Source organism: Sphingobacterium sp. UDSM-2020, assembly GCF_016132525.1.
Classification (GTDB): Bacteria; Bacteroidota; Bacteroidia; order Sphingobacteriales; family Sphingobacteriaceae; genus Sphingobacterium; species Sphingobacterium anhuiense.
The window spans coordinates 1,836,232-1,861,828 of sequence record NZ_CP066166.1 but is presented as its reverse complement, the minus strand read 5'-3'; the positions used below and the strand labels follow the sequence as shown (position 1 = coordinate 1,861,828).

The window sequence follows — 25,597 nt, the reverse complement described above, 5'->3', positions numbered from 1 at the left end:
TGAATTATTTTTAAAAGGTTACACTTAAGCCCGCTGACCATACTTTTGTTAAAGGGTACACAGTACCGTTACTGCCTCCGTCAATGGTTTCAGGATCAAACATCCCCGCCACCTTCGATCCCGTCCATACGTTTTCTCCTGCGATATACACCCGTAAACGTTCGACACCGATACGATTGGTCGTCGCTTTAGGAATCGTATATCCCAATTGCACATTTTTTATTCGGATATAAGAAGCATTTTGCAGGTAGCGGCTTTGTATTTCTTGATTTTTAGAAGTACCAAAAGTCGGACGAGCATAGTATCCATCCAGGTTTTCACCAAGTACATTATCTGCAGTACGGAAATAATCTAAATGATCGACCAAACCCGTAGACCACCATTTATTACCTGTCGCTCCCCAGAAATAATAGCCTCCTTGCCATACATCACGTTTCATGACACCTTGAAAGAAAATACTGAAATCAAAATTCTTATACTCTGCATTTAGATTTAAACCAAAAGTGTACCTTGGTGTATTATTTCCGATGACGCTCAAATCACCTGGATTTCCTTCGGTATTACCACCTTTATCAATTTTCCCATCTCCATTTATATCTTTATACATCACATCACCTGCCGCCCATTGTGTACCGATAGCGGTCTGACCCCCATTAGGAAGCGATGCCAGATGACGATCCATTTCCTCTTGTGATTTTGCTATCCCAAGCGTCTGCAAACCCCAGATATCACCCCACCTTTGGTTTTTACGGTATTTATTTAATACACCAATCTCATTTGGATATCGTGTTATTGTTGTCACGTTATCCGAAATCAAAAACTTAGCACCATAACTTAATCCGCCTTTTGTCCGGTCATTCCAGCCAATAGTCGCTTCAAAGCCCTGTGTTTTCAAGTCCGTATTATTGGTCTCTGGTACTTGAGTACCCAATGTAACAGGCAACTGCGGAGCTGGGCCTACCATATCGTAAGTTCTACGATCAAATACTTCAAATGAACCTGAAAGTTTGTTATTTAGAGCGGCAAAGTCAACACCAATATTGGTGGTGTTAATAGACTCCCATGTCAATAGCGCACTGACTAATCCCGGAGCCGAAGCTGTATTAGGACGTGCATTATTGATTAACCAGCCGCCATTGTTTGTTCCCGTAGGTTGCACCACATAAGTTGGATACCATATTTCTGTATTCTGATTACCCAATTCTCCATACGAAGCTCTGAACTTAAACATATTGATATAGGGTAAAGCCTCTTCAAAAAAGGTCTCTTTAGCCACATTCCAACCAGCAGAAACAGAAGGAAACCATCCCCATCTACTATCACTTCTGAATCGAGAAGATCCATCATAGCGCAAATTTGCTTCGAAAAGATATTTATCCCTAAAATCATAATTTAATCGACCAAAAAAACCTGCAGAAGCCCATTTTTGATATTCCCCAGAAACCGATGGTACTACAGGATTGCCATTGATATCTGTTCCTGAAGCAATATTAATAACCGGTTGATCCGGCAGGATAATTCCATCCCGTTGCACGCCTAAATTACGGAAGGCTGTTTGTTCCGCTTGAAATCCGACCATCCCTTTAAAATGATGATCGCCCATGCGCTTATCATACTCTGAGTAAATATTAATATTGTAGTAATTCTCCTTCAATCCAAATTCGTAGACATTCGACGTATTTTTATATAAATAAGGATTACCATTGACATCATGATTATACAGTTTTTGAGAATCCCAATGGCGAAATTGTGTTGTCGTACGATAATTGAGATTAGCAATCGTTTTCCAACCTTTTAAAGGCTCCAATGTTAATTGCAATTGCTGATAAATGTAATCTTTGGTTGAATTATCCACCCCGCCCTCTTTCATAACCAAAGCAGGTGAAGGCGAACTATATAGAAATCCATTCGGGTCGTATAACGGGAGCGTGGGCCATCCTTGACGGCCTAAATCATCATAAAAACTATTGGTCAGTGCGGCTGGCCGTTCATAATCCTCTCTTACCAATCGCGCATTATAGCCAATTTGAAAAATGTCGGATACTTTTGAGTTTATCTTTGCCGAAATCGCATACCGATCATAATGATCTGTATTGAAGGCCATCAAACCCTGTTGTTTCATAAAATTTCCTGACAGATAATACGTTGTTTTATCCGATCCTCCGTTCAGGCTTAAGTTATGCTCATGTGAAAAGGCTTGATCCCGATACATCGCCTTAAACCAATCTACATTATCATTTCCGTATGCATACCCATCTGCCCAATATTGCGGATTGTCCGGTGATACAATAATTGAATTTTTATTTGATCCGTTTTGATAATCTAAAATGCGCTTCAGGTATTCCTCAGAAAAATGAGGCGTACCATTTCCATTGACTTCCGCCTGATTAAAATATTGGGCAAACGTGTAGGAATCCATCATCTTCGGCATCAAGGTCGGTTTATTCATTCTCAAGCTATTGTTATAATTAACAGTAGTCTTTCCAACCTTTCCCGATTTTGTTGTAACCAGAATAACACCAAATGCGGCTCTAGAGCCATAAATAGAAGCAGCGCCTGCATCTTTGAGGACAGATACACTTTCAATATCCTGAGGGTTGAGGGCAGCTAATGAGCCTTCTGATCCATCGATCAAGACTAAGGGTGAAGAAGAAGAAGTTCCGATCGTCCCTACACCACGAATATTTATCGTTGGGTTAGCTTCCAGACTTCCACCATTTTGCGAAATATTTAATCCGGGAGCAAGACCTTGTAACGCTTGAATCGCATTTCTCACCGGCCTATTTTCTAATTGCTTCGCATCAACAACAGCAACCGACCCTGTGAGATTTGTTTTTTTCTGTGTTCCAAATCCAACAACAACAACTTCATCCAAAAGGTCTCCTTCAGACTCCTTTAATGTCACATTTAAAGTATAAATACCATTCTTTGAATCGGTGACATCCTGTAGAACAATACGTTGTTTTTCATAACCAATAAAGGTAAATATAACAGCGTTGGCACCATTAATATTTAAGCTGTATTGACCATTTCCATCCGTTTGCGTTTTTAATGAAGATCCTTCGGCTGCAACCGTCACTCCAGGTAAAATACCTGTGGCATTTCTAACTATTCCCTGGATCTTGGTGATTTGTCCAGAGGCATAATTAAAGCCTAGCAACAGAAAAAAAAAGATAAAAAAACCTTTCCCTTTCCAAAAAAGTACATTTTCTTTCATAATTTATAATTGGTTCGTTTTAAACAGTCCAATATTATGAAAGGGGGCTAATGAAAGAGAGGGGCTAATTCGTAATTTTTGAGGGTGTAATTAGTTTAAACAAACATAATAATTCTAAACACCTATAAATCAACAAGTTTAAAGAAGGTGAATAATAACGAAAAATTACTTCATCCGATCTTTTTTTATGCCGATGAAACGCGCATGAAAACAAAATTTTTTAAATAATTTCCTCTTCGGAGAACTAAATGGAAAAATTTACTTAGGGATATAGACGCTTACAGATGTCCCCTTATTTTCAATCGAGGAAACCGAAAGTATGGCATGATGCAATTCAAAAATATGCTTGGCCAGCACTAATCCTAATCCGTTTCCATAGATCGCACCCACATTGGAGGCCCTATAAAAAGAATCAAAAATATGAGGCTGATCGTGTAACGGGATACCGATACCATGATCTGAAATTTTTACTACGACAAGATTTTCATGACAGACCAGTGAAATCGTGACCATTTTTTTATCCCCGTACTTACAGGCATTAGAAACAATATTACTGAAGGCAATATAAAAGAGATCCGGATTCACAAAGATATTCATCTCACTGCTATCCTCAGGAATATGCGAGAAATCCAAAAAAATCTCACAGTCCGGGTTCATGCTTTTTTCACTCTTCTGTACATCATATAAGAGTTCATCGATCCGGATCCACTGTTTGCTTTCGATCTTACCCTCAAATCCGGTACGTGACAAGAGCAAAAGATTATTGATGATGAGATTCATCTTTGAAGCATGTTTAGCAATTGCCTCGACCGAATAATACGCTTCATGATTTTTATCCAGATGATGCAAAGCCAGCTCAGCTTCCCCACCAATAATCGTTAAAGGTGTACGTAACGAGTGGGATGCATTGCCGATAAAGCTCTGCTGTGATTTGACCGAAATATCCAGTCGTTTCATCATGGCGTTGAAATTGGAAATCAATATTCCGATTTCATCATCATCATTCGAATAGTTATTTTTAACCCGTTTGTTCAGATTTGATATATCCACCTGAGTTAATTCCTTATTGATGGCTTTGATAGGTGCAAGCAGTCTATTGGCGAAATAAAAAGACAGCAGAACAACCAAGATAATCGCTAATGATCCACCTGAAATCAAAGTGTGATCCAGTATCTGTTGTTCATCATGTCCATACTCATCAACGCCCGCAGAAATAACCAATAGGTTTTCTTTGTGTAGAGAATCGACAAAAAATAGGGCTACATAGGAGGTTTTATGATGCAGAAACTGCGCTTTCCCTTTTACGATTGCTTCTTCATAGAAAGCATCAGGTAAAGGCAGATCGGGTTTATAGCGGAGATCGGTATGTCCTTTAACAATTCGCAACAGATAATCTTTACCCTCAGAAAGCTGGCGTAGATATTTTCGGGTTACTTCGTAGTACACCTTATTATTATACGCATCATTCTGTATGATATGATTACCGACAATAGTGGCATTTTCTTCCAGCCGGTGATAGAATTTGGTCTGCAGACTGTCCTTCGTAAAATAAGAAACGTATAGGGCGAAAGATACAATATAGGCAATCGAAATCGCTGAAAAAAGTACAATGACCTTCGTTCTAATTTTCATTTCTCAGTATATAGCCCATACCGATAACAGTATGGATAAGTTTCTTTTCTGTAGGATGATCTATTTTTTTACGCAGGTAGTTGACATAAACATCCACCACATTGGTACTCATATTAAAATCCATACCCCATACCTCTTCCAAAATATCAACCCGGGATAAAATCTTATTTTTATTGACCATTAGATATTCCAGTAATCGGTATTCAGTAGCCGTCAGAATTACGGATTTACCTCCACGTTGCACATTCTTACTGTCTCTATCCATAACGAGATTATCAATAGTAATGGTGTTACTGGTCGTGGTCTGCTGTCTGGCCTTTCGGGACTGCCGATTGATTCGCGCACGAAGTTCGTCCAGTTTAAAAGGTTTCGTCAGATAATCATCAGCATCACGATTAAATGCTTCAACAATATCTTCCGTCTGATTTAATGCACTTAATATCAAAATGGGCACGTCTTTATTCGTCTTCCGGATATTTCGACAGATCTCCAATCCGTTCATCCCCGGAAGCATCACATCCAAAATAATCAAGTCATATTGGTTAAGACCTGCCATTTTTAACCCCGTAAATCCGTCCATAGCGACACTGATTGAATGGTTTTCTCCTTTCAATCCCCTTTCAATCAACGAAATTACAGATGGCTCATCTTCAACTAGTAGGATTTCCAATTCTTTTTTATTTTAATGTAAAACAGTCACAAGTGATATACTTTCTTAACCCATTAACTTTTTAACCATCTCACCTTCTATTAAACATCGCAATAAGAAGGATCTCACAACTTACAAAAATAGGCAATTTCTTCGAAGCAATCAGCTCTAGTCTAGTTACTAACTACTATTATCTCAATATTTAATAAAGTGTATTATTATTTTCCCTTGCACGGCTAATCCATGCAAGCAGTTGACAGAGAACGACAAAGAATATTGTTAAACCGCATACGTAGGTCATAACCCCCGCTGTACCTCCGGCAGTTGCGGGATCTAAAAACGGATAAGGGTACCAACCCGTTATCGAAGCTCGGATAAACGTGTAGATGACCCACAAAAACGGGAATATCAATAAATAAAAGGCTTTGCCGGATGTAATCGGTTTTCGTGAAGGCCATAACAACCACCAGACAGTAATAAAAAATGGACCAAATTCATGCAGAATAAAATTGCTCCAGCTAAAATGGTCTGGGTCAAGTTGCGTGTTACGAAGCAGAACGGCAAATACAATCCCGGTTACCATCATATAAAGAACTGCTCCCGCGCGAAGATACCTGAACCATTCACCAAGTTGCTTATTTCTAAAAATTGCCACAGCCGCAATCAGGTAAGTAACCATCGCAATAAAATTACTCTGGATTGTAAAATAACTGAATCTGTTCCAGCCATAACCAGGAGATGTCGGATCCACATTCCAGGCGGTCCAAGGTTCAATCGCACCTAAAGTAACCAAAGCCATTATGATTAATACTACCGCATTAAGTCCTTTCACATTCTGAGGTAAAGCTGTTTGTTTCATAGTTTCTCAAATGTCAATTCTCTCAAAAATAATTAAAAAACTTTTAAATAGTGACCGAGTAATCTTATATCGTCTAAATACTATTAAATAACCCGTCAACAAAAGTTCTAATCGATTAACCATCTACTATCTAATTACTAGTATCTAAATACTACTTACTACCATCTAAATACTAATTACTACCATCTAAATACTAATTACTACCATCTAACTACTAATTACTAGCATCTAAATACTAATTACTACCATCTAACTACTAATTACTAGTATCTAAATACTAATTACTACCATCTAAATACTAAAAACGAACTGCTTTTAGATAACTAACTTTTATTTTACAAATAAAATTGCTTTATTTGCACCAGTTCATTCAGGCATAGGGAAGCAAACCCGTTTCCGTGACCTATAGGATCAACAATGGAGGCTTAGCTCAGCTGGTTTAGAGCACTACCTCGACAAGGTAGGGGTCACTGGTTCGAACCCAGTAGTCTCCACAAAAAAGAGCATCTGAATGCTATTCAGATGCTCTTTTTTATGATGTATTTTTATAATAATGCTACTTTTTCTTTTTTAACTGCAATCCATACCCCATAGTCCATTCGATAAAGTCCGCTTTTCCGGCATGGGCTTTAATAGAAACACCTGTAAAAATATCGCGATAAACTTTGTACCGAACCCCGGCTCTCAGATAGATCGGGCTACTCTCACCATTAAATTTATTACGGTGTAAATAGGCTCCAACATTACCATTAAGATATAATCTTGAATTCAGAACGTGATCAATGTAAAATGCCGGTCCGTAAGAAAATAACGCTGAAAATGACCCCGCTTTATCGCCTGCAACTTGTTTATCGTTACCGCTAGCGGAATAGAAAGCATCCATTCCGGCACCGATACGCCATTTATAACCCAAATGTTTACTATAGTAAGCGCCAAGTGTTGATTTAAAGTATTGCTTATCATTTTCACGATCAATCTGCTTAAATCCAAAAGCATAATTAAAATGGAGTTCCTGCTTATCTTCCATTGGGGGAATTGCCGATTTTCTAAAGTCAAAAGGTTTGCTTGAAGGGCTATATGCCACAGAAAGACTGAGCGGTAGTAAGTTTATTCCTGTATTGGGCAATGCCAGGGCACCATTGCTGAAATGATGAAAAGCAATTCCTGCTCCAAGTTGGAATTTTTGACTCAACCGGTAATTTGCCTGTACCCCAAGATCGATGTAAACATTGTTCTTACTGCCAATAATCAGATTTAAAGGATTATCCTCTTCGTTATAAGGATTGAACCGCCCAGAAAGTCCCAGACCAATTCGGTAATTAAAATTCCATTTGCTATCTACTTTTGGTTTAATAGGAATGGCAACAAAGCCATAGACTGCAAAAGGTTTACCCAGATGCTCCTGTCCAAAAGTACTGCTATACACTCCAATACCATAGATCGGGTAATTGTATAGTTCATTGTACACACTCGTGACAGAGTCACGGTACTGACTCTGAAAGCCAACGCGGAAATTAATACCACTGTAATACGAATCTGCAAGCGTTTCCTTTGTACGTTCATTCATCTTCAATTCACCGCCACTTTCATGTTCAAGCTGAAAGATCAATCGCGGTTTTCCAGAACCAACTGATTTGCTGGAATCCAAGGAGCTGGAAATGCGGGGACTGACCTGCGCCGTTAAGGCAAAGGAACTAAAGGTGAGCATGATAAAAATCAGAATTCGTATGATCATGAAAGGGATGTTAATTTAAATAAAGATTAATTTGTTTGCAAAAGTAGCAACTCCTAAACCAATTGCAAACACTATACACAAAATTTCAGCTTATCGCTCACATCGGAACAGGTGTATCAATCACTTTCTCCCCTCCGAATAGTCATATAGTGAATGAGTAATCTAAAAGTCTAAAGCCCTGAACTTCTAATCTTCTCACACGCTAACCTTCCATCCATCACAAAAAATGAGCCGATTACATGATGTAATCGGCTCATAAAATAAAACGATATGATATCGCTCTAAAAAACTATTTTTCCCACCATACTTTCGTGTGGTAAGTATCTCCCCCCATTTGCGCAACAGCCTTTGCATAATTATCTGGGTTAAACCTTCTGACCTCATTTTTATACATAAACCGCGATGGCATTACCCCATCATGAAACATATAAGGTGTTTTAGGCAGTTTTGGAAAACCCGTGCGACGATATTCAAACCATTGCTGATAATCCACCATAAATAAACTTAGGTATTTCTGCATCATGATGCGCTCCTGAGTACCATCAAATTTTGCGGATTCATTCTCAAAATAAGTTACCGGCACAACACCACCATATTGTTCTATCGAAGCTTTTACACCTTTCTCATACGCCGTTTTAGCTTCATTTGTCGATCCTAATGCTAAGTAAGTTTCTGCTTTGATAAATTCAACCTCAGCATAAGGCATGATCAGTTCTTTAACAGGAGTACCCACCGCTTCTGGATATACTAAATCTCCATTCGGTGTGCTCGGATTGAAGTTATAGGCAGAAAGATCGCCGGAATGCCCTGCCGGGATTCCACGATAGCCTATGCTCTCCACTTTACCATCTACTAAACGTGTCGCTTCTTTCATGATAAAGGGACGGCGAGGATCATTCAAAGCATTCAGATTGTCGACAAAAAATTCAGCCATTGCCGTAAAATTCACATAATCCTGTCTTCTTCCCCAAGCATAATCATAAGGAGCTAAGCCCGTCACCTGTACCACCGCTGCTTCCGCATTTGATTGAAAGATCGGATAATCGGCGGGATTGTCCAGCATCACTTTAATTTTTGCATAAGCATCCATACGCTTCGACTGACGTAAATAATAACGTAGTAGTAACGAATTATTAAATTTACGCCATAGCTTTTTATCATTCTTATACAGGATATCTTCCCCGTTCATGACAGACTCACCCTGATAAAGCTTGTTTGCCTCTTCCAATCCCTTTACCATATCCGCATAAATCTGTTCCTGGGTATCAAACTTCGGTTTTGTTATGCCACTTTCAGCCTGTAGACCTTCAGACAAAGGAACGTCTCCAAAACTATCGGTTAAAATACCTACGATATAGGCTTTCAAAGTCTTAGCAACAGCCTGATAAGCCTCATTATTACTTGTCAACGCAGCTGCTTCCATTTCGCGGATATTACGCAGATAAGCATAACTTGTATTCCAAGTGCCATCGCCCGACTGTTCTGTAAAATAGTAGCGGTGGATGCCATTCGCAGCGCTGGGATTGGCCAAACCTGTTTGCATAATTTCCCAGGTAAAGTCATTACTTCGTACCGTAAAATACGTACTCATGCCGTAAACAGTTGGCGTAATTAAAGAACCGGGTGTCACCTGTTCAATTTTGTTGGGATCTGTATTTAATTCATCAAAATTCTTGGTACAGCTTACAAGACTAGTAAGTCCAGCTAAAAATGCGATACCGATATATTTTTTATTCATCTCTAAATTCCTCCTTAAAAGCTCACTCTCAAATTAACACCATATGTTTTTGTGCTCGGCATTTGTCCCATTTCCACTCCTGGCATAATCGTAGCACCGTTTAGCGCGGCAGTCTCCGGATCGAACATTGGGAAATTGCTGATCATAAATAAATCTCTTCCGAAAAAGGCGATCGAAGCACTATTCACTTTCCAACGGGAAACTAAATTTTTGGGTAATGCCACTTCAAAACGTACTTCACGAAGTTTTAAATAAGAAGCATTAAAACTATTCGTCTCGACATTCGCACGACGGTAATAATCACCATACCAGGTATTGATAGGCACTTCTTTTGTATTTGGGCTGAAAGTTCCGTCAGCATTAGCAATCACACCTTCACCAGCGATCATTCCTGTCTCTCGTCCCTTCAATGTGTTGGTCAGTTTACCCTGTTCCGACATTTTATGGTGCGTTTGGGAATATACTATACCCCCATATTGTCCATCAATCAAAGCACTTAGGCTGATGTTTTTATATCGGAATTCATTGCTGAATCCACCCCGCCAATCGGCATAGGCATTTCCTATCTTCACCTTATCCGATGGTCGAACAGGAAGTCCTGATTTTCCATCAATCAGAACCTGTCCAGCATCATTACGTACCAGACCGTAACCCCACAGATCACCCGTAGATCCACCAACCGTTGCAATAATCTGTGCAGCGCCAAACCCACTAGAAGCAATAATCTGCTGCGGTGTATCTACTCCCTCACTTAATTCTAAGATTTTGTTATCATTCTTAGACCAGGTCAAGGTCGTATTCCACTGGAAGTTTTGATTTTTAACCGGTGTACCGGTTAAACTGATTTCAAGACCTTGATTTCGGATTAAACCGCCATTAATGATGGCAGAACTGTATCCCGTCGTCAGATCTAATGGCACCGTTAAGATCTGGTTCTTAGAGCGGTTGTAATAAAAATTGATATCAGCCGTCAATCTATTGTTCAGGAATGCAACATTCAATCCAGCCTCCGTAGAAGTCGAAATTTCGGGTTTCAGTTCCGCATTATGTAATTTTGAAGGAGCTTCTGCTGACCCTGGGAAAATAGAACTTGAGTAATATTTACTCGTTTGATAAGGATCTGCATCATTACCAACCTGTGCCCAGGATAGACGCAACTTGGCAAAAGAAATCGCCTTTGGTAAAGTCATCAGATCACTTAAGACAAAACTACTGCTCACCGAAGGATAGAAGTAAGAACGGTTTTCCGCAGGTAATGTTGAAGACCAGTCATTGCGAGCGGTAACATCCACATAAATTTTATCTTGCCATGATAAATTCACCAAACCAAACATACTTTGGATCTCTCTGCGTGTTAAACTATTACCGTCGGCTAATGCATTCGTCAGGGCATTACTCAATTTATAAATACCAGGTAAATTTAAACCTCGAGCTACCCCTACAGCTTCTTTGATATTCCGCTTCATCAAGTTACCACCCATCGTAGCACGGATCTTAAAGTCCGGAGTAAGTTGATCGTTATACGTCAATAAGGCATCAGTATTCGACTCTAAATAGAAGATATCCTGCTGTTTATAGTAGCCCTTAGGGAAATTTGCTGTATCCCAAGGACGGCGTTGCTCGCGCAGGTTAGAGTTCATATTCATACCAGAACGTACCATCAATTCCCATTTCGGATTGAACGTATATACACCTTGTACCATTCCATCAAAACCATTGCTATTTAGGCTATTGGTCATTTCATTTGCGATAACAAATGGATTTTCAATATAAGAACTGAAAGGATGGATCTGTTTAATATTCTCCTGACCTTTCTGCCACATCGGGCGATACCAATCCAAGTCTATACTTGGATTTTGAAAGATCATAAAGTAGGAAATCGACTGATTATTATACCCCGTTGCAGGCAGATTATCACTCGTCTTATTCGTGTAATTAGCTTTTAAATTTAATTTCAATTTATCACTAATTTGAGCACTTGTATTGAACGATGCTACCAGACGTTCAAAGCCTGTGTTCGGCATGATCCAATTATTCTTGGTATGTGTGATGGAACCGCGGGCCGAATATTTATCATTTCCCCCATCCAATGCCACACTGTTCATGTAAGTCGCTCCGGTTTTAAAAAAACCTCTTACACCATCTTTATAAGGCACCCAAGGAGTACGTGTAGCACCCTGTCCCTCCACTGTAGGATCGTACTGATAAAACAGCTGTCCATCAAATTTAGGTCCCCAGGCACTGGAAGTACCTCCCGTACTCGCGCCATCTTCGCTGAGTCCGTACGAATAGTAAAGCTCTCCCGCTGCATTCCGATTCAAGTTTCCCTGACCATATTCATACTGCAAGTCGGGCATCTTTAAGATATCTTGAAAACTCGTATTGGAATTGACCGTAACGCCCATCCCCTTCCCATTGCGCTTACCAGATTTTGTCGTAATGATCAAAGCACCATTACCAGCTCTGCTTCCATATAATGCAGTCGCAGCTGCCCCCTTTAGCACGGAGATCGACTCAATATCATCTGGGTTGATATCACCCAGACCATTCCCAAAATCGACCGGTACATCCTTATCTGCTCCGCTAGATCCGGCGCCATAAGCATCCGTTACGCCAGAACTAAAGCGACCATTTACCATAGGCACACCATCAACAACAATCAAAGCCTCATTTTTCGTCGGATCTAAGGATTGATCACCTCGCAGTGTAATTCTTGCCGTATTTAAAGGTCCGGAACTCGCTTGCGTAATATTAAGACCCGCAACTTTGCCCTTCATCGCATCCACCCAGTTGCTAGATGCGGCATCGGTCATCTGCTTACTACTGATGGTACTGACTGCATAACCTAGTGATTTTGCTTCTCTTTTAATTCCCAAAGCCGTCACGACTACTTCAGAAATTGCAACATCTGAAGATTCTAAAGCAATGACAACTTGCTGTGAATTAGAGGTAAAAATGCGCTGTACCTGCTGGTAGCCCACACTTTTAAAAGTTACCTGTTGATTCGGCAGGGCTTTAATTTCAAATTTTCCTTGTGCATCTGTCGTACCTACCGCCTTAGCATCCACCAATACCGTAGCGCCTATAACAGGAACATTGGTTTTTGCATCCACAATACGTCCAGAAACGATTATACCTTGTTGCTTGATCGCTAAAATTTCCTGTTTAGCAAAGAAATTGTTGTTCGCTTCAGCAGTAGTCATTCCTAATCCTGCGATCAAGAGCAAAGAGGTTGCTTTAGATACAGGATACCGATAAAATCTAGTTTTTTTATTTTTCATTCTTCATAAGTCTTCAAAACACAGCAAGCAATTGCAGGGTTGTTTAAAACTGTTGCAATACTACGCATGCAAGATCAATTGCGGGTTAAGACTGTGTTAACATAACATTATGTTTGACCATAAAGGCAAAAAGAACCTGGAGACGATGGATAATTATTAACTTGATTATAACAATCCATATCAGACGGTATCTCTAGAAATTAATAGAGATATGAACATTGACTCATCTTTCTCATGATGAACCATCTGAACTTTTGATGGTCCATATATTTCCACAGTCGACCTTTCTCATCGACACAGATCTTAATGAGTCAGTAGTCCATCTAGCGCATAGGATTTCTTTAAATGAGGATAGCGTTTTCGATATTCTGATGGTGTACAGCCAAAAAGCTTCGTAAACTGTTGTCTAAAATGTTTAACATCCCGAAACCCCACCTGATAAGCAGATTCGTTGACATTCGCTTTGGTCGTAATTAAAAGTTGTGCCGCCCTACGAAGTCGGATGTACCGGATAAATTCGTTAGCAGATTTTCCTGATATCGCTTTAATTTGTCTATAGAGATTTGAATGGCTCATACCCATTGTTTCGGCGAGCACTTTTACCGTAAAATCTTCTTCCAGCAAGTGTGCTTCAACCGCTTGGATCACTTTCTCCAAAAACTCTTTATATTCAACCGGAATTTTGTGGTCATTCGATTGCAACGTTATATGGCTATGGAAGTATTCATGCAGACGATTCCTATTCTGAATCAGATTGTCCACACGTGCCACCAGCATATCTTTATCAAAAGGTTTAGTAATATAATCATCAGCCCCCCCTTCAATCCCCTTCAGCTTTATTTCGGATGACGAACTTGCCGTCAAAAGAATTAAAGGGATATGACTCCATTGATTGCTCTTCTTAATTTTATGACAAAGATCAATCCCCGTACCTCCTTCCATCATAATATCACTGATGATGATATGCGGTTCTATTTTTTGTAAAATTGCTATTGCCTGCTCACCATTTTCAGCCTGTACGACATGAAACCTATCTTGAAACAGTTTATAGATATAATTTCGAATATCAGCATGATCATCTACCAATAGGATGATTTCTCGTTCTATCGGGATCAATCGATCTGAAACCTCGACATAATGACTATTTTTACGGTCGGCCTTTTCTGTCATAACCGGATCATTTAGCCCCATCGTTTCCCGGGAAGAAAAAGCGCTGTTGGAAACTTCTAAAATATGATCCTCATCATTCAGAATAGCATGCTGGGGCAAATCAACACAAAAAGTCATACCTCGATCAGCATTGGGGTGATAACTGATTTCACCTTGGTGTATTTCCACAAATTTTTTGACTAAAAATAGGCCTATTCCAAAACCTTCCTTTACCGTATTGGAAGAAGAGAAATCACGCTGAAACGGCTTAAAGATATCTTCCTTCAGCAAAGTCGGAGTACCCTTCCCCGAATCCGATATTTCAATGCGAATACCTGTAACCGTCCTGTTCAGATGTACGGTCACCATACCACCATCTTGTGTATATTTTAAGGCATTCTGCAAGAGATTAAAAAAACAGATTTCCAATTTTTCAAGATCCCCATAACATGGATAAGATTCGATATCCGTTTCCAACGAATAGCTTATATTTTGCGCATGTGCGATCTGCCGAAAACATAAAAAAACTTCTCTAACCAAACGTACGATATCCAAATGAACAAGAGATAATTCATCAAAGTTTCCTTCGGATTTTCTGAAGATCAATAATTTATCAACCAGATTTAGCAATCTCTTGGAATGACGATATACATCCTGAAGTTCTTCATAATCTGTTATCTGATCTTTGTTATCCTTCAGTAATTCTTTGATTGGATTTATAATAAGGGTAAGTGGTGTACGTATTTCATGCACGATATGCGTGAAAAATGTAACCTTTTTCTCTGTCAGTTCATTTTCCTTATCGCGTTCAAATTCAGCAGTCTTCAATTTGGTTAACAACAATGCACGATGCCGTACATACAGAAAATAAAGATATAATGCGGCAACAACAGCCATTCCATAGCCTGCATAAGCCCAGCCTGTACGCCACCATGGCGGTAAGATCTGGATCAAAATAGTGCGCTCACTTGAATTCCAATTACCATTTGCATCTGTCGATTTAATCCTTAAAGTATAAATTCCTTCTTTAAGGTGCGAATAATATGCTGCTCGCTGTTTACCTACATAATTCCAGTCCTTATCCCAGCCTTCAAGAAAGTAAGCATATTTAATCCGATCCGAAAAACTATAATCTAATGCGGCAAATGAAAAGGATAATACCGCCTGGCTATAAGGGATGGTCAATTTACTGACCTCATTCAGCGGATCTGTACCATAATGCTTATCAGAACCATATGGTTTATTATTAATCTGGAGTTGCGTCAATTTGAGTGGAGGAAAGACTGCATGGACCAAAAGATCACGGGAATGAAACAAATTGAATCCTCGAATACCTCCAAACACCAATTGTCCATCGAACAGTTTCAGCGCGGCATTGTAATTAAATTGATTGCTTTGCAATCCATCGGATTTATAGAAATTTTGGAATAAGCGCGTTTTGGTATCAAATTTCGATAGACCATGGTAAGTCGATATCCACAAATTGCCAAAATCATCTTTTAATGCATTTAATAAGGTATTACTTGGCAATCCTTCTTTTTCTGTGTAAATTTTAGATTGACCCGTCGCTATATTAAAGTAACGTAGCCCGCCCCCCTCGGTACCTATCCATAAATGATGACGATCAGCCTGCTTGATAAACCGGACAGGTGTACCCACTGCATATGTTTTAAATTGTCTTGTTTGCAGATCCAAGCGGATCAGTTCAGACCAGGAGCCCATCCAGAGGATATCTTCCCTTTCTTCAAAAAAAGTAAGCACATCATATATCGGTAAGTTCAAAGGTTTAAACTGATCTTCCCTTACATCAAAAAGATAAACCTCTCCTCCGCCTAAAGTCGATGCCCAGATGCGTTTTCGGCTATCTTTAAACAAACGCCAAGAGGCTGCATTGACATATTCGGTTTGAGGATAATAACAGGTATATGATTTGATTTGACCGCTAGTCATATCTAATTTAAAAATACCGGAATCATATGTCCCGATCCATAATTGATGATGATCATCCTGAATAAGTCCCGTGACAAATGCACGCTCTGATAAAAGCCGTGAAGAATTGGGGTACGGAACAAACACTTTCTGTTTTATATTCCACTTTAATAAACCAGAACCGTCCGTACCGACCCAAATATGATCATGATCTGCTTGCTCCAGCACAGAAATAAAATCTCGTGCACTCGTCTGGTTATCCTGGGAATGATGTTTAACCAATTGAAATTTACCCTTCTGCGGATCGATCACATTCACTCCCCCGCGAATCGTACCTAACCATTTGCGTCCCTGAGTATCTTCGTATATAGCAACAACAGCATTGCCCGCAAGTTTTTTTTCATCAAACCCCGTATTCTTCTCGATTTTTTTGGTGTCCATATTAATCTTCTGAATGCCATCACCATCCGTGCATACCCAAATTTTACGATCCTGGCCAAAATAAAGATTAACAATCCGCTTATTACTGAGGCCATTTTCCAAACCGTAATACTGAAAGGCATTAGCATGGCAATCAAAGTGAGTGACCGACCAGCCATTTGAAAACCAAATACCTCCATCACTAGAAGCAGTCATCAATGTTGCATTAAAATCTCCCTGTACAAGAACTTGAATACCGTTGTTTTTACGATCATACATCGCTAAGCCCACCCCATGTATCATAAGCATTAATCTTCCATCGAAAGTTTTACAGATTGAACTGACACTGTATGCTTGATCACTTACTTTTCCTGAAATATACAATGGGACAGTATGCGCCCTGAGACCTTTTCCGGTCTTCTTGATCACCAATAAACCCGCTTTTCCTGAAGTCGCAAAGAGTTGACCATCCTGATCTTTCTCCAGCTGATGGATGGAAAAATCAATGGGTTGCACTTCCGCCCCGCCTCTAACAAGATCTATCCGAGTAAAATGGTTGCGATCCATGTCAAAAAAACCCAATCCGCCCTTGGTTGCAACATAGAGATTACCAGTTTGATCCTCAAGAATATCGGTGATTCGATTGTCGGGAAGGGATTTATTCGCCAATGGATTATTTTTAAAAATCTTAAATTCATAGCCATCAAAACGATTGAGGCCATTAAAAGTTCCAAACCACAGAAATCCATCCCTATCTTGATAAATATCGGTCACAAAATCATTGGACAAGCCATGATCAATCCCCAGATATTCGATGGATGACTGCGCTCGCATATCAAAACATAGCAATAAAAAAATAAGAAGGCATAATAAGTTGTACCTCATAATTATTGGCGTAAATGATTGGTTTGTATAGGTATAAATCTGTGTAAAAAGCAGACTTTTTACAAGTGTTAAATTAACATTTAATAATTATAAAACCAATTTTAGCTGTCTTTTAGAGAAATAGGTCTCCCCAGTCTTCTAAACAGCTAAAAAAACCATTTAGCACGTAAAATTGAGGTAGAGAAAATCTTCATATGAAAATCTAAACATACCGATGATGCTGATTTCCCCCCTTATTTTTGACCAAATCCCCCCCAATTTAATCAAAAGATAGTTGCGATAATTGTACATCGAGTAAAAATACTCACCAATTTATAACCAAACTAATTATTAATGAAAAGAGGTAAAGTGCTTAAAAAGCGTCTTGGAATTTGGATATTTCTAATGACGTTAAGCTGCTATGTTGCCACCGCTCAACAAGTCCGTGTGACGGGAAAGGTCTCGGGTAGTGGCACCCCAATACAAGGGGTTACTGTAGGAGTTCTAGGTAGCGAATCAAAAATACTGACAGATGCACAGGGGATGTATGCTATTAGTGCCAGTAAAACCGCAACCTTGGTTTTTACAAGTGTAGGCTATACACGTCAAGAAATAGCATTAACAGAAAAAAAAGTTGAATCCAATAATACCATCTTACTGGATGTCATACTTCAGATGAATGAGAATGTGATAGAAGATGTAGTTGTCACCGGTTTTGGGCAACGCGAAAAAAGAACATCCGTTGTGGGTTCAGTAACGACGATCAATCCAAAAGAATTAAAAGGGCCAACGAGTAACCTGACGACCATGCTAGCAGGACGTGTGGCTGGTATGATTGCATTTCAGCGCAGTGGAGAACCCGGATCTGATAACGCCAATTTTTTTATCAGAGGGCTGGGTACATTTGGGACTGGTAAGCAAGATCCGCTGATCTTGATAGATAATGTCGAATCATCCCCAACCGATATGGCACGTTTACAACCGGACGACATTGCCAGCTTTTCAGTCCTACGTGATGCCAATGCCGCCGCGATGTATGGCGCACGCGGTGCGAATGGTGTCGTACTGATCACCACAAAACTAGGCTCCGAAGGAAAAACAAAATTTGAATTTCGTTCAGAAAACAACATTTCCACCAATACCAGAAATTTTCAGTTTGCCGATAACATTCGGTATATGGAAATGGCCAATGAAGCTTATCTGACAAGACCTGCAGATGCTTCGAGCGGCCAGGGATTGCCCTATTGGCAAAGTAAAATCGATCATACCCGCGCTGGAGATAACCCGCTATTTTATCCTAATAATAATTGGATTGATCAGCTGATCAAAGATTATACCCTCAATCAGCGAAACAATTTAAATATTTCAGGAGGAGGTGCCAAAGCAAGGTACTACTTAGCAGGAACGTACAATATCGACAACGGAATTCTGAAGGTTGATGGCATCAACAATTTCAATAACAACATTAAATTGAAAAATTATTCGGTACGCTCCAATGTCGATATCAACTTTACTCCGAGTACTACAGGGATTGTACGGGTTTACGCCCAATTTGATGATTATAACGGCCCTATAGGTGGTTTGGACGAGAATAACAACCGTATCAATGGTGGTGCCGTCACCTTTAGACGCGCAATATGGTCAAACCCCGTGATGTTTCCGGCGCTATATCCGTCTTCGTATATGCCTTACATGAACCATCCGCTATTTGGCAATGCACTAAATCGAAACGGAGGTCTGTTTGTGAATCCTTATGCAGAAATGGTACGTGGCTATCAGGAATTCAACACCTCGACCATTATGCCACAGATTGAATTACGTCAAGACTTAAGTGCTATCGTACCAGGTCTGAACTTAACTGCGATGACCTACTTAAAACGCTATGCTTATTTTGAAGTGAGCAGAAGGTACAATCCATTTTATTACTCCGCATCATCAAATGCTGATGGCGATCTGACACTGCGTGTCATGAACGACGGATCTCAAGGTTCAATAGGCCCTGTTGGAACAGAATATCTCGATTATTCGGAGTCTGACAAAGAGGTCAATTCAATGTTTTATGCGCATGCTATTGCCAATTACAACCGCGGATTTGGCAAACATAATGTCGGAGCCACCCTAATTGGATTGCTTCAAAATTCATTAAGTGGCAATGCCGGATCTTTACAATTGTCTTTACCAGCCCGTAATATCGGTCTTTCGGGTAGATTTACCTACAATTTTGATGATCGTTATATTGCCGAATTTAATTTCGGTTATAATGGATCCGAGCGATTTGCAAAAGCAAGACGCATGGGGTTCTTCCCTTCCTTCGGTCTATCTTATAATATCTCAAACGAATCGTTCTTTGAACCACTACGTGACGTGGTCAATAAATTCAAACTACGTGCTACGCATGGATATTCCGGAAATGATCAGATCGGTAGAGCACAGGACCGTTTCTTCTATCTTTCAGAAGTTAACATGAATGCCGGTGAAATTTCTTTCGGAGAACTGGGGGGCTATAAGAGACCTACTATTGCGATCAACCGATATGCCAATGAAGCCATCACCTGGGAGCGATCTCGTCAGACCAACTTCGGTATGGATCTGAGTCTATTTAATGCTGTTGAATTAAATATTGACATTTATAAACAAATCCGCAGCAATATACTCACAAATCGGTCTTATATCCCCAGTACAATGGGTCTGAGAGCCCCTATTGTGGCAAATACCAATAAAGCAGAAAGCAAAGGTATGGATCTGACATTGAGCTATAATAAAAACTTGATGAACGGTTGGTATCTTCAGGGAAGAAGCACATTAACCTATGCCGTGAGTAAACGCTTGATCGTTGATGAACCGGCTTATCAAGAGCCTGGACGCTATACTGTCGGAACCTCCGCCTCACAAGAATTCGGATATATAGCTGAAAGACTCTTTGTAGACGATCAGGAAGTATTAAATTCTCCCGTTCAATTTGGCAAACCTGGTATTGATTATTTAGGGGGTGATATCAAATACAGAGATATCAATGGCGATGGCCAAATTACCGATTTAGATCGTGTAGCCATTGGCTACCCAACCACACCCGAACTGATTTATGGGTTTGGAGGTACAGTGGGCGGTAAAGGTCTAGATTTCAGTTTCTATTTTCAAGGTTCAGCAAGATCTTCATTCTTTATCAATCCTGAAAACATCTCTCCCTTCTACCTCAACGGAGGTTCTCAAAATGGACTTCTAAGCGTGATCGCTGATAGCTACTGGAGTGAAGAAAACCGAGATCTATATGCTTTCTGGCCAAGATTAAGTGAAAATATTGTTGCCAACAACAACCAAAGATCCACATGGTGGATGCGTAATGGATCATTCTTAAGATTAAAAACTGTTGAAATCGGCTACACGTTCAAAGAAAGTTTAATGAATAGACTAAAAGCAAAAAATCTGCGGATTTATGCCAATGGAATGAATCTATTCGCGATCAGTTCCTTTAAAATGTGGGACGTAGAAATGGGTGGACGAGGTATCGGTTATCCAATTCAAGCAACCTATAACATTGGCTTACAGCTTGGTTTTTAAACATTACAAAATGATAAAACGCTCATGAACTGCAGTACGGGATCCCATCAATTGAACCCTGCGCAATCATTTCGATTGCAGACAAGCAACACATGATTATTTATAAAAAATTATCCAAATGAAAAATTTAAAGATAAAAAAGATAAAACGCTACCTCATATATCTATCTGTTAGTACCATCGGTTTTTCCGCATGTGCAGATTATATTGATGTCGTTCCCGACAATGTCGCGACTATAGACAATGCGTTTTCATTGCGCAACGAAGCTGAAAAATTCTTATTTACCTGCTATGCATGGCTACCCAACAATGCCGATGCGCAGAGCAATACAGGTTTTTTAGCAGGCGATGAAGTATGGATTCCTGTAGCGCAGCGCGAGATCTATCCAGCCAATAATTGGCGGATTGCACGTGGAGGGCAAAATGTGAATGCTCCCTTAGTGGATACCTGGCGCAGCGGCATGTGGACCGCTATCCGTGATTGCAATATCTTTTTAGAAAATGTTTCTAACACATCGAAAGTACCCGATTTATCCAGTGAAGATCGTTCGAGATGGATTGGAGAAGTCATGTTTTTAAAAGCCTACTACCACTATATCTTGATGCGCCAATATGGCCCAATACCCTTGGCACGTACCAATATTCCTTTGGATGCAAACCAGCAAGAAGTACGGGTAACACAACGACCTGTCGACGAAGTCGTGAACTACATCGTATCATTATTAGACTCGGCGTCAAACAGTGCTGTTCCCTTGATCATTCCGGATCAGGCTTCTGAATTAGGCCGCGTCACCAAGCCCATTATTCAAGCGGTAAAAGCAGAGGTTTTGTTGACCGCTGCCAGTCCATTATTCAATGGTAATTCAGACTTTCAGACAGTCCGTAACAAGGATGGGGAACCTCTTTTTAATCCCGTATATGATGCTTCTAAATGGGCGCGTGCCGCCGAAGCGGCCAAAGCCGCAATTACAGCAGCAGAATCAGCCGGTATCACATTTTTCCCCTTTCGGAAAACGGAATATGGACAGTTTAAGATGAGTGATGAAACTGCACAAGTACTGGGTATAAACTTAGGTTTCAATGAGCGCTGGTCTTCCGAGCACATCTGGGCAAATCCTAATTATCAAGCTTGGAATATCCAGCGTGATGCCATGCCATTACTCACCATTGATGCTGTAGTAGGTACTGCAAGACAGCATTTAAGCGCACCGATCAAAATTGCGGAAATGTTTTACACCAAAAATGGCGTACCCATCAATGAAGATAAAACCTTGGACTTTACCAATCGATTTACGTTAAGAACAGCTAAGAATGAAGAACGCTTTCATATTAAAGAAGGCTATACGACAGCTCGGCTAAATTATGACCGTGAATCGCGATTTTATGCATCATTAGGTTTTGATGGCGGTATCTGGTTTAAATTTGACACCAAGAGCTTATCCGATGAAGATACTTATTATGTACAGGCAAAACTCAATCAACCTGCAGGGGCAAATAATCACGGATGGATCAATGAAACAGGGTATTTCTTAAAAAAACTGGTCAACTGGGAACAAGCTTTTGCCAGCAGTGGCGTGAGTTACAAATCATACCCTTGGCCAACGATCCGTTTGAGTGATATCTACCTGATGTATGCCGAGGCCTTAAATGAAGCCAATGGACCATCTACAGAAGTTTACACCTATTTGGACCGCATCCGTGAACGTGCGGGATTGGCCGGTATCGTCGAATCCTGGAGTTCATTTTCAACCAATCCCAGCAAACCAAATACGAAAGATGGTCTACGCGAAATCATTCAGCGTGAACGCATGATCGAACTGGTATTTGAAGGAAAGCGCTATTGGGATCTCCGCCGTTGGAAATTGGCGGTAAATTATTTCAACCAAAATATCACGGGATGGAGTGTTAACCAAGAGGTGACCAGTGATTACTACCGCTTACGCACGCTATATGCACAAACATTCGTCGCCCCACGTGATTACTTTTGGCCGATCGCACAAGGAGAATTAACCGTAAACCCTTCACTGATGCAAAATTTGGGTTGGTAGCCCTTATTTCATTACAGCTGATACAAGATAATTATGAACATGAATCAAACAAAACTGTATATTTTCACATTACTCCTGCTGACAGCAGCATTGAGTAGTTGTAAAGAGGAGTTTAAGACAGCTCAGGTAACTAATGCTGCTGCTCCACAACCGGTAAGCAATGTCCAGGTCGAAAATTTACCGGGAGCAGCCCGTATCCATTACACACTTTCCAAAGATCAGGATCTGCTTTATGTACGCGCGACCTACACGTTGGCATCTGGACAAGAAATGGAGGTAAAATCATCCTATTACAACAACTCGTTGCTTGTAGAAGGATTCGCGGATATGAAACCGCATGATATTAAGCTCTCTACCGTAAACCGAAGCGAAATTAGTTCAACACCGGTAACCGTCCCGGTCACTCCATTGGAAAATCCGATCTGGGATACTTTTAGAAGTTTAGAAGCAATTGGAGCCTTCGGCGGAATACGGATAACTGCAGAAAATGAAAAGGAAAAAAATCTGACCATTATGGTCATGGTGGATTCCTTAGGAGAGTGGGTTCCATCTGTAGACAATATTTATACATCGACAAAACAGATCAATAGAACCATTCGCGGATTTGCCCCTAATCCGAAACAATTTGCGATCACCATACGCGATAAGTACATGAATTTTACGGATACCATGGTGACCACCATTACACCCCTATTTGAAACTGCATTGCCAAAATCCCGTTATAATGCCATTAGTTTACCTACTGATGCTAAACAACAGTATACCTCGACAGGATTATCAAAAATGTGGGATGGCGATATCATCAATTGGCCCAATATATCACTTACTGATGTCACAATCAATGGTCCGCAATGGATCACTTTTGATACAGGAACTTTAGCCAAAATGAGTCGGATCGTCATCTGGAATTATCCGGAATACACCAATAATGGCCGGATGTATTACTACGGTGGAAATGTGAAAACTTTCGAAATCTGGGGTTCAGACAATCCTCCTTCAGATGGCAGTTGGAATAATTGGAAACTGCTCGGAAACTTTGAAAGCAAAAAGCCTTCAGGATTACCGATGGGTCAGCAGACCGATGAAGATTACCAGCTCGCCAATTCGGGACTTAGTTTCGATTTTGATGTCAGTGCTCCAAAGGTGCGCTATCTTCGCATAAAAACTTCAAAAAACTGGCAAGGTTCTTCATTTATGGCAATCGCAGAAGTTCAGGTATATGGAGACCCTCGCTAACGGGGACCACCATTTATTTTTAAGACAAAAATTATGAAAACACAACTCATTAAAATAATAGGTAAGAGCATGTTGCTTGGCGTCGCGCTACTTCATCTTTTCAGCTGCTCAAAAAGTGATGATTATAAAAAATATATAAAGGACGGAGAAATAAGCTATACTGGAAAAATAGATTCAATACAAGTTTATTCTGGAAAAGAAAGGGTATATATCACCGGTCTATTTATGGCTGATCCAAAAATCGAACGATTGAAAGTCTATTGGGACAATCGACAAGATTCTACCGAGCTTACGATCAATAGAACATCGGGAGTAGATACTTTAAAATTATCTTTACCCATCAGAGAAGGGGTACATAATTTTGAATTTATCACTTTTGATGGACAGGGAAACAAATCACTCAGCGTTTTTAAAACCGGTATTTCCTATGGTGAACGGTATGGATCAGGTTTACTCAACCGTCCTTACTACACGACCGGATATTTTGCCGGCGATCAGAACACCACCATTGCTTGGGGTGGCATTGATCTGACCAGCGGAGCAACATTTACAGAAGTCGAGTACACCAATACTGCAGGAAAGCTGGTCATACAGCGTGATTCTATCCATATCGGTGAAAGTATATTAAAAAACTACCTTCCTGGAAAACCGTACCGGTATCGTACCCTGTTTATCCCCGACACCTTAAGTGTTGATACATTTTACACCAACTATGTCACACAGATATTGCCCAAAGAAATTTATCTAAAAAATATGAATTTCCCTTTTCAAACTGCTGCCATGGCGGGCAGCAGATGGGGTACTCCAGCAGATTGGCAATTGAATGATGCCGCAAAAAACTTTAAACATACCGACAATAACTTCTATGGCGGAATAGAGATCCGCTCCAACCAAGCTTGTTTATCGCTGGAAGCGGGATGGTGGCAATGGGCTACACCATCGCCAAACCTAGCTCCGATTGTCAATGGAAAAATGTATCAAACGACCAACCTTCAACCTGGAAAATATCGGTTTACCATTACTAAACTGGACAAAGGAGCTGCCGGAACCGTCCATTTAGTTGCTGCTAAGGGAACCCAATTACCTGACCAGGCTAATTTAGCTGCTGCAAGTTTAGCTTATAAGGTTATTTCAGGAACCGATGCTGTATTGGAATTTAATTTATCCGAAGCAAGTGCCGTCACCATCGGACTGTTGGGCAACATGCCTGGAACAGCGAGTGATGGATCATACATCAAGATAACTGGCAATATGACTTTTGATGTTTTACCATAAAAAAAGAA

At 40.2% G+C, this 25,597-nt stretch carries 12 protein-coding genes and 1 tRNA gene; 5 read left to right on the top strand and 8 right to left on the bottom strand.

All coding sequences use genetic code 11. From position 1 onward, the window contains the following. Positions 1-10: 10 nt before the first annotated feature. From JAZ75_RS08125 to JAZ75_RS08110, 4 genes are all read right to left on the bottom strand, one after another. A complete protein-coding gene (locus JAZ75_RS08125) occupies positions 11-3,217 on the bottom strand; it encodes a SusC/RagA family TonB-linked outer membrane protein (RefSeq protein ID WP_208701101.1) in 3,207 nt (1,068 codons plus the stop codon). 258 nt (positions 3,218-3,475) lie between these two features. Further along, positions 3,476-4,849, bottom strand: a complete 1,374-nt coding sequence (locus JAZ75_RS08120) for a sensor histidine kinase (protein WP_132840716.1) — start codon at positions 4,847-4,849, stop codon at positions 3,476-3,478. Then, positions 4,839-5,519, bottom strand: coding sequence for a response regulator transcription factor (locus JAZ75_RS08115; RefSeq protein ID WP_132840715.1), 681 nt, complete (start codon positions 5,517-5,519; stop codon positions 4,839-4,841). Before JAZ75_RS08115 ends, JAZ75_RS08120 begins: the two co-directional genes overlap by 11 nt. Positions 5,520-5,700: 181 nt before the next feature. Beyond that, positions 5,701-6,357 (bottom strand): Pr6Pr family membrane protein, encoded by a 657-nt coding sequence (locus JAZ75_RS08110; RefSeq protein ID WP_208701099.1) that lies wholly within the window; start codon positions 6,355-6,357, stop codon positions 5,701-5,703. Between the two features lie 419 nt (positions 6,358-6,776). Between JAZ75_RS08110 and JAZ75_RS08105 the strand changes: the two genes are divergently transcribed. Further along, positions 6,777-6,851 (top strand) — tRNA-Val (locus tag JAZ75_RS08105). Between the two features lie 62 nt (positions 6,852-6,913). On the opposite strand, the gene JAZ75_RS08100 is transcribed toward JAZ75_RS08105, so the two are convergent. The 4 genes from JAZ75_RS08100 to JAZ75_RS08085 form a co-directional block, all read right to left on the bottom strand. Next, the gene (locus tag JAZ75_RS08100) at positions 6,914-8,092 is read right to left on the bottom strand and encodes an acyloxyacyl hydrolase (RefSeq protein WP_132840713.1); all 1,179 of its coding nucleotides are present in this window, start codon (positions 8,090-8,092) and stop codon (positions 6,914-6,916) included. Between the two features lie 289 nt (positions 8,093-8,381). Next, complete coding sequence (locus tag JAZ75_RS08095) at positions 8,382-9,830, bottom strand: SusD/RagB family nutrient-binding outer membrane lipoprotein (RefSeq protein WP_208701097.1); 1,449 nt, start codon at positions 9,828-9,830, stop codon at positions 8,382-8,384. A 14-nt stretch (positions 9,831-9,844) separates the two neighbouring features. Further along, positions 9,845-13,111, bottom strand: a complete 3,267-nt coding sequence (locus JAZ75_RS08090; protein WP_232789383.1) for a SusC/RagA family TonB-linked outer membrane protein — start codon at positions 13,109-13,111, stop codon at positions 9,845-9,847. Between the two features lie 303 nt (positions 13,112-13,414). Next, positions 13,415-17,494, bottom strand: a complete 4,080-nt coding sequence (locus JAZ75_RS08085) for a two-component regulator propeller domain-containing protein (protein WP_208701095.1) — start codon at positions 17,492-17,494, stop codon at positions 13,415-13,417. A gap of 333 nt (positions 17,495-17,827) precedes the next feature. Between JAZ75_RS08085 and JAZ75_RS08080 the strand changes: the two genes are divergently transcribed. The 4 genes from JAZ75_RS08080 to JAZ75_RS08065 all read left to right on the top strand — a co-directional run bounded on the left by JAZ75_RS08080 (position 17,828) and on the right by JAZ75_RS08065 (position 25,589). Further along, entirely contained in the window at positions 17,828-21,031 is a 3,204-nt protein-coding gene (locus tag JAZ75_RS08080; RefSeq protein WP_208701093.1) for a SusC/RagA family TonB-linked outer membrane protein, read from the top strand. 118 nt (positions 21,032-21,149) lie between these two features. Next, entirely contained in the window at positions 21,150-23,078 is a 1,929-nt protein-coding gene (locus tag JAZ75_RS08075) for a RagB/SusD family nutrient uptake outer membrane protein (RefSeq protein ID WP_183917769.1), read from the top strand. A 39-nt stretch (positions 23,079-23,117) separates the two neighbouring features. After that, on the top strand, positions 23,118-24,314 hold the full coding sequence (locus tag JAZ75_RS08070) for a DUF5000 domain-containing lipoprotein (protein WP_208701092.1): 1,197 nt from the start codon (positions 23,118-23,120) through the stop codon (positions 24,312-24,314). 33 nt (positions 24,315-24,347) lie between these two features. After that, positions 24,348-25,589, top strand: coding sequence for a DUF4998 domain-containing protein (locus JAZ75_RS08065; protein WP_208701090.1), 1,242 nt, complete (start codon positions 24,348-24,350; stop codon positions 25,587-25,589). Positions 25,590-25,597: the final 8 nt, after the last annotated feature.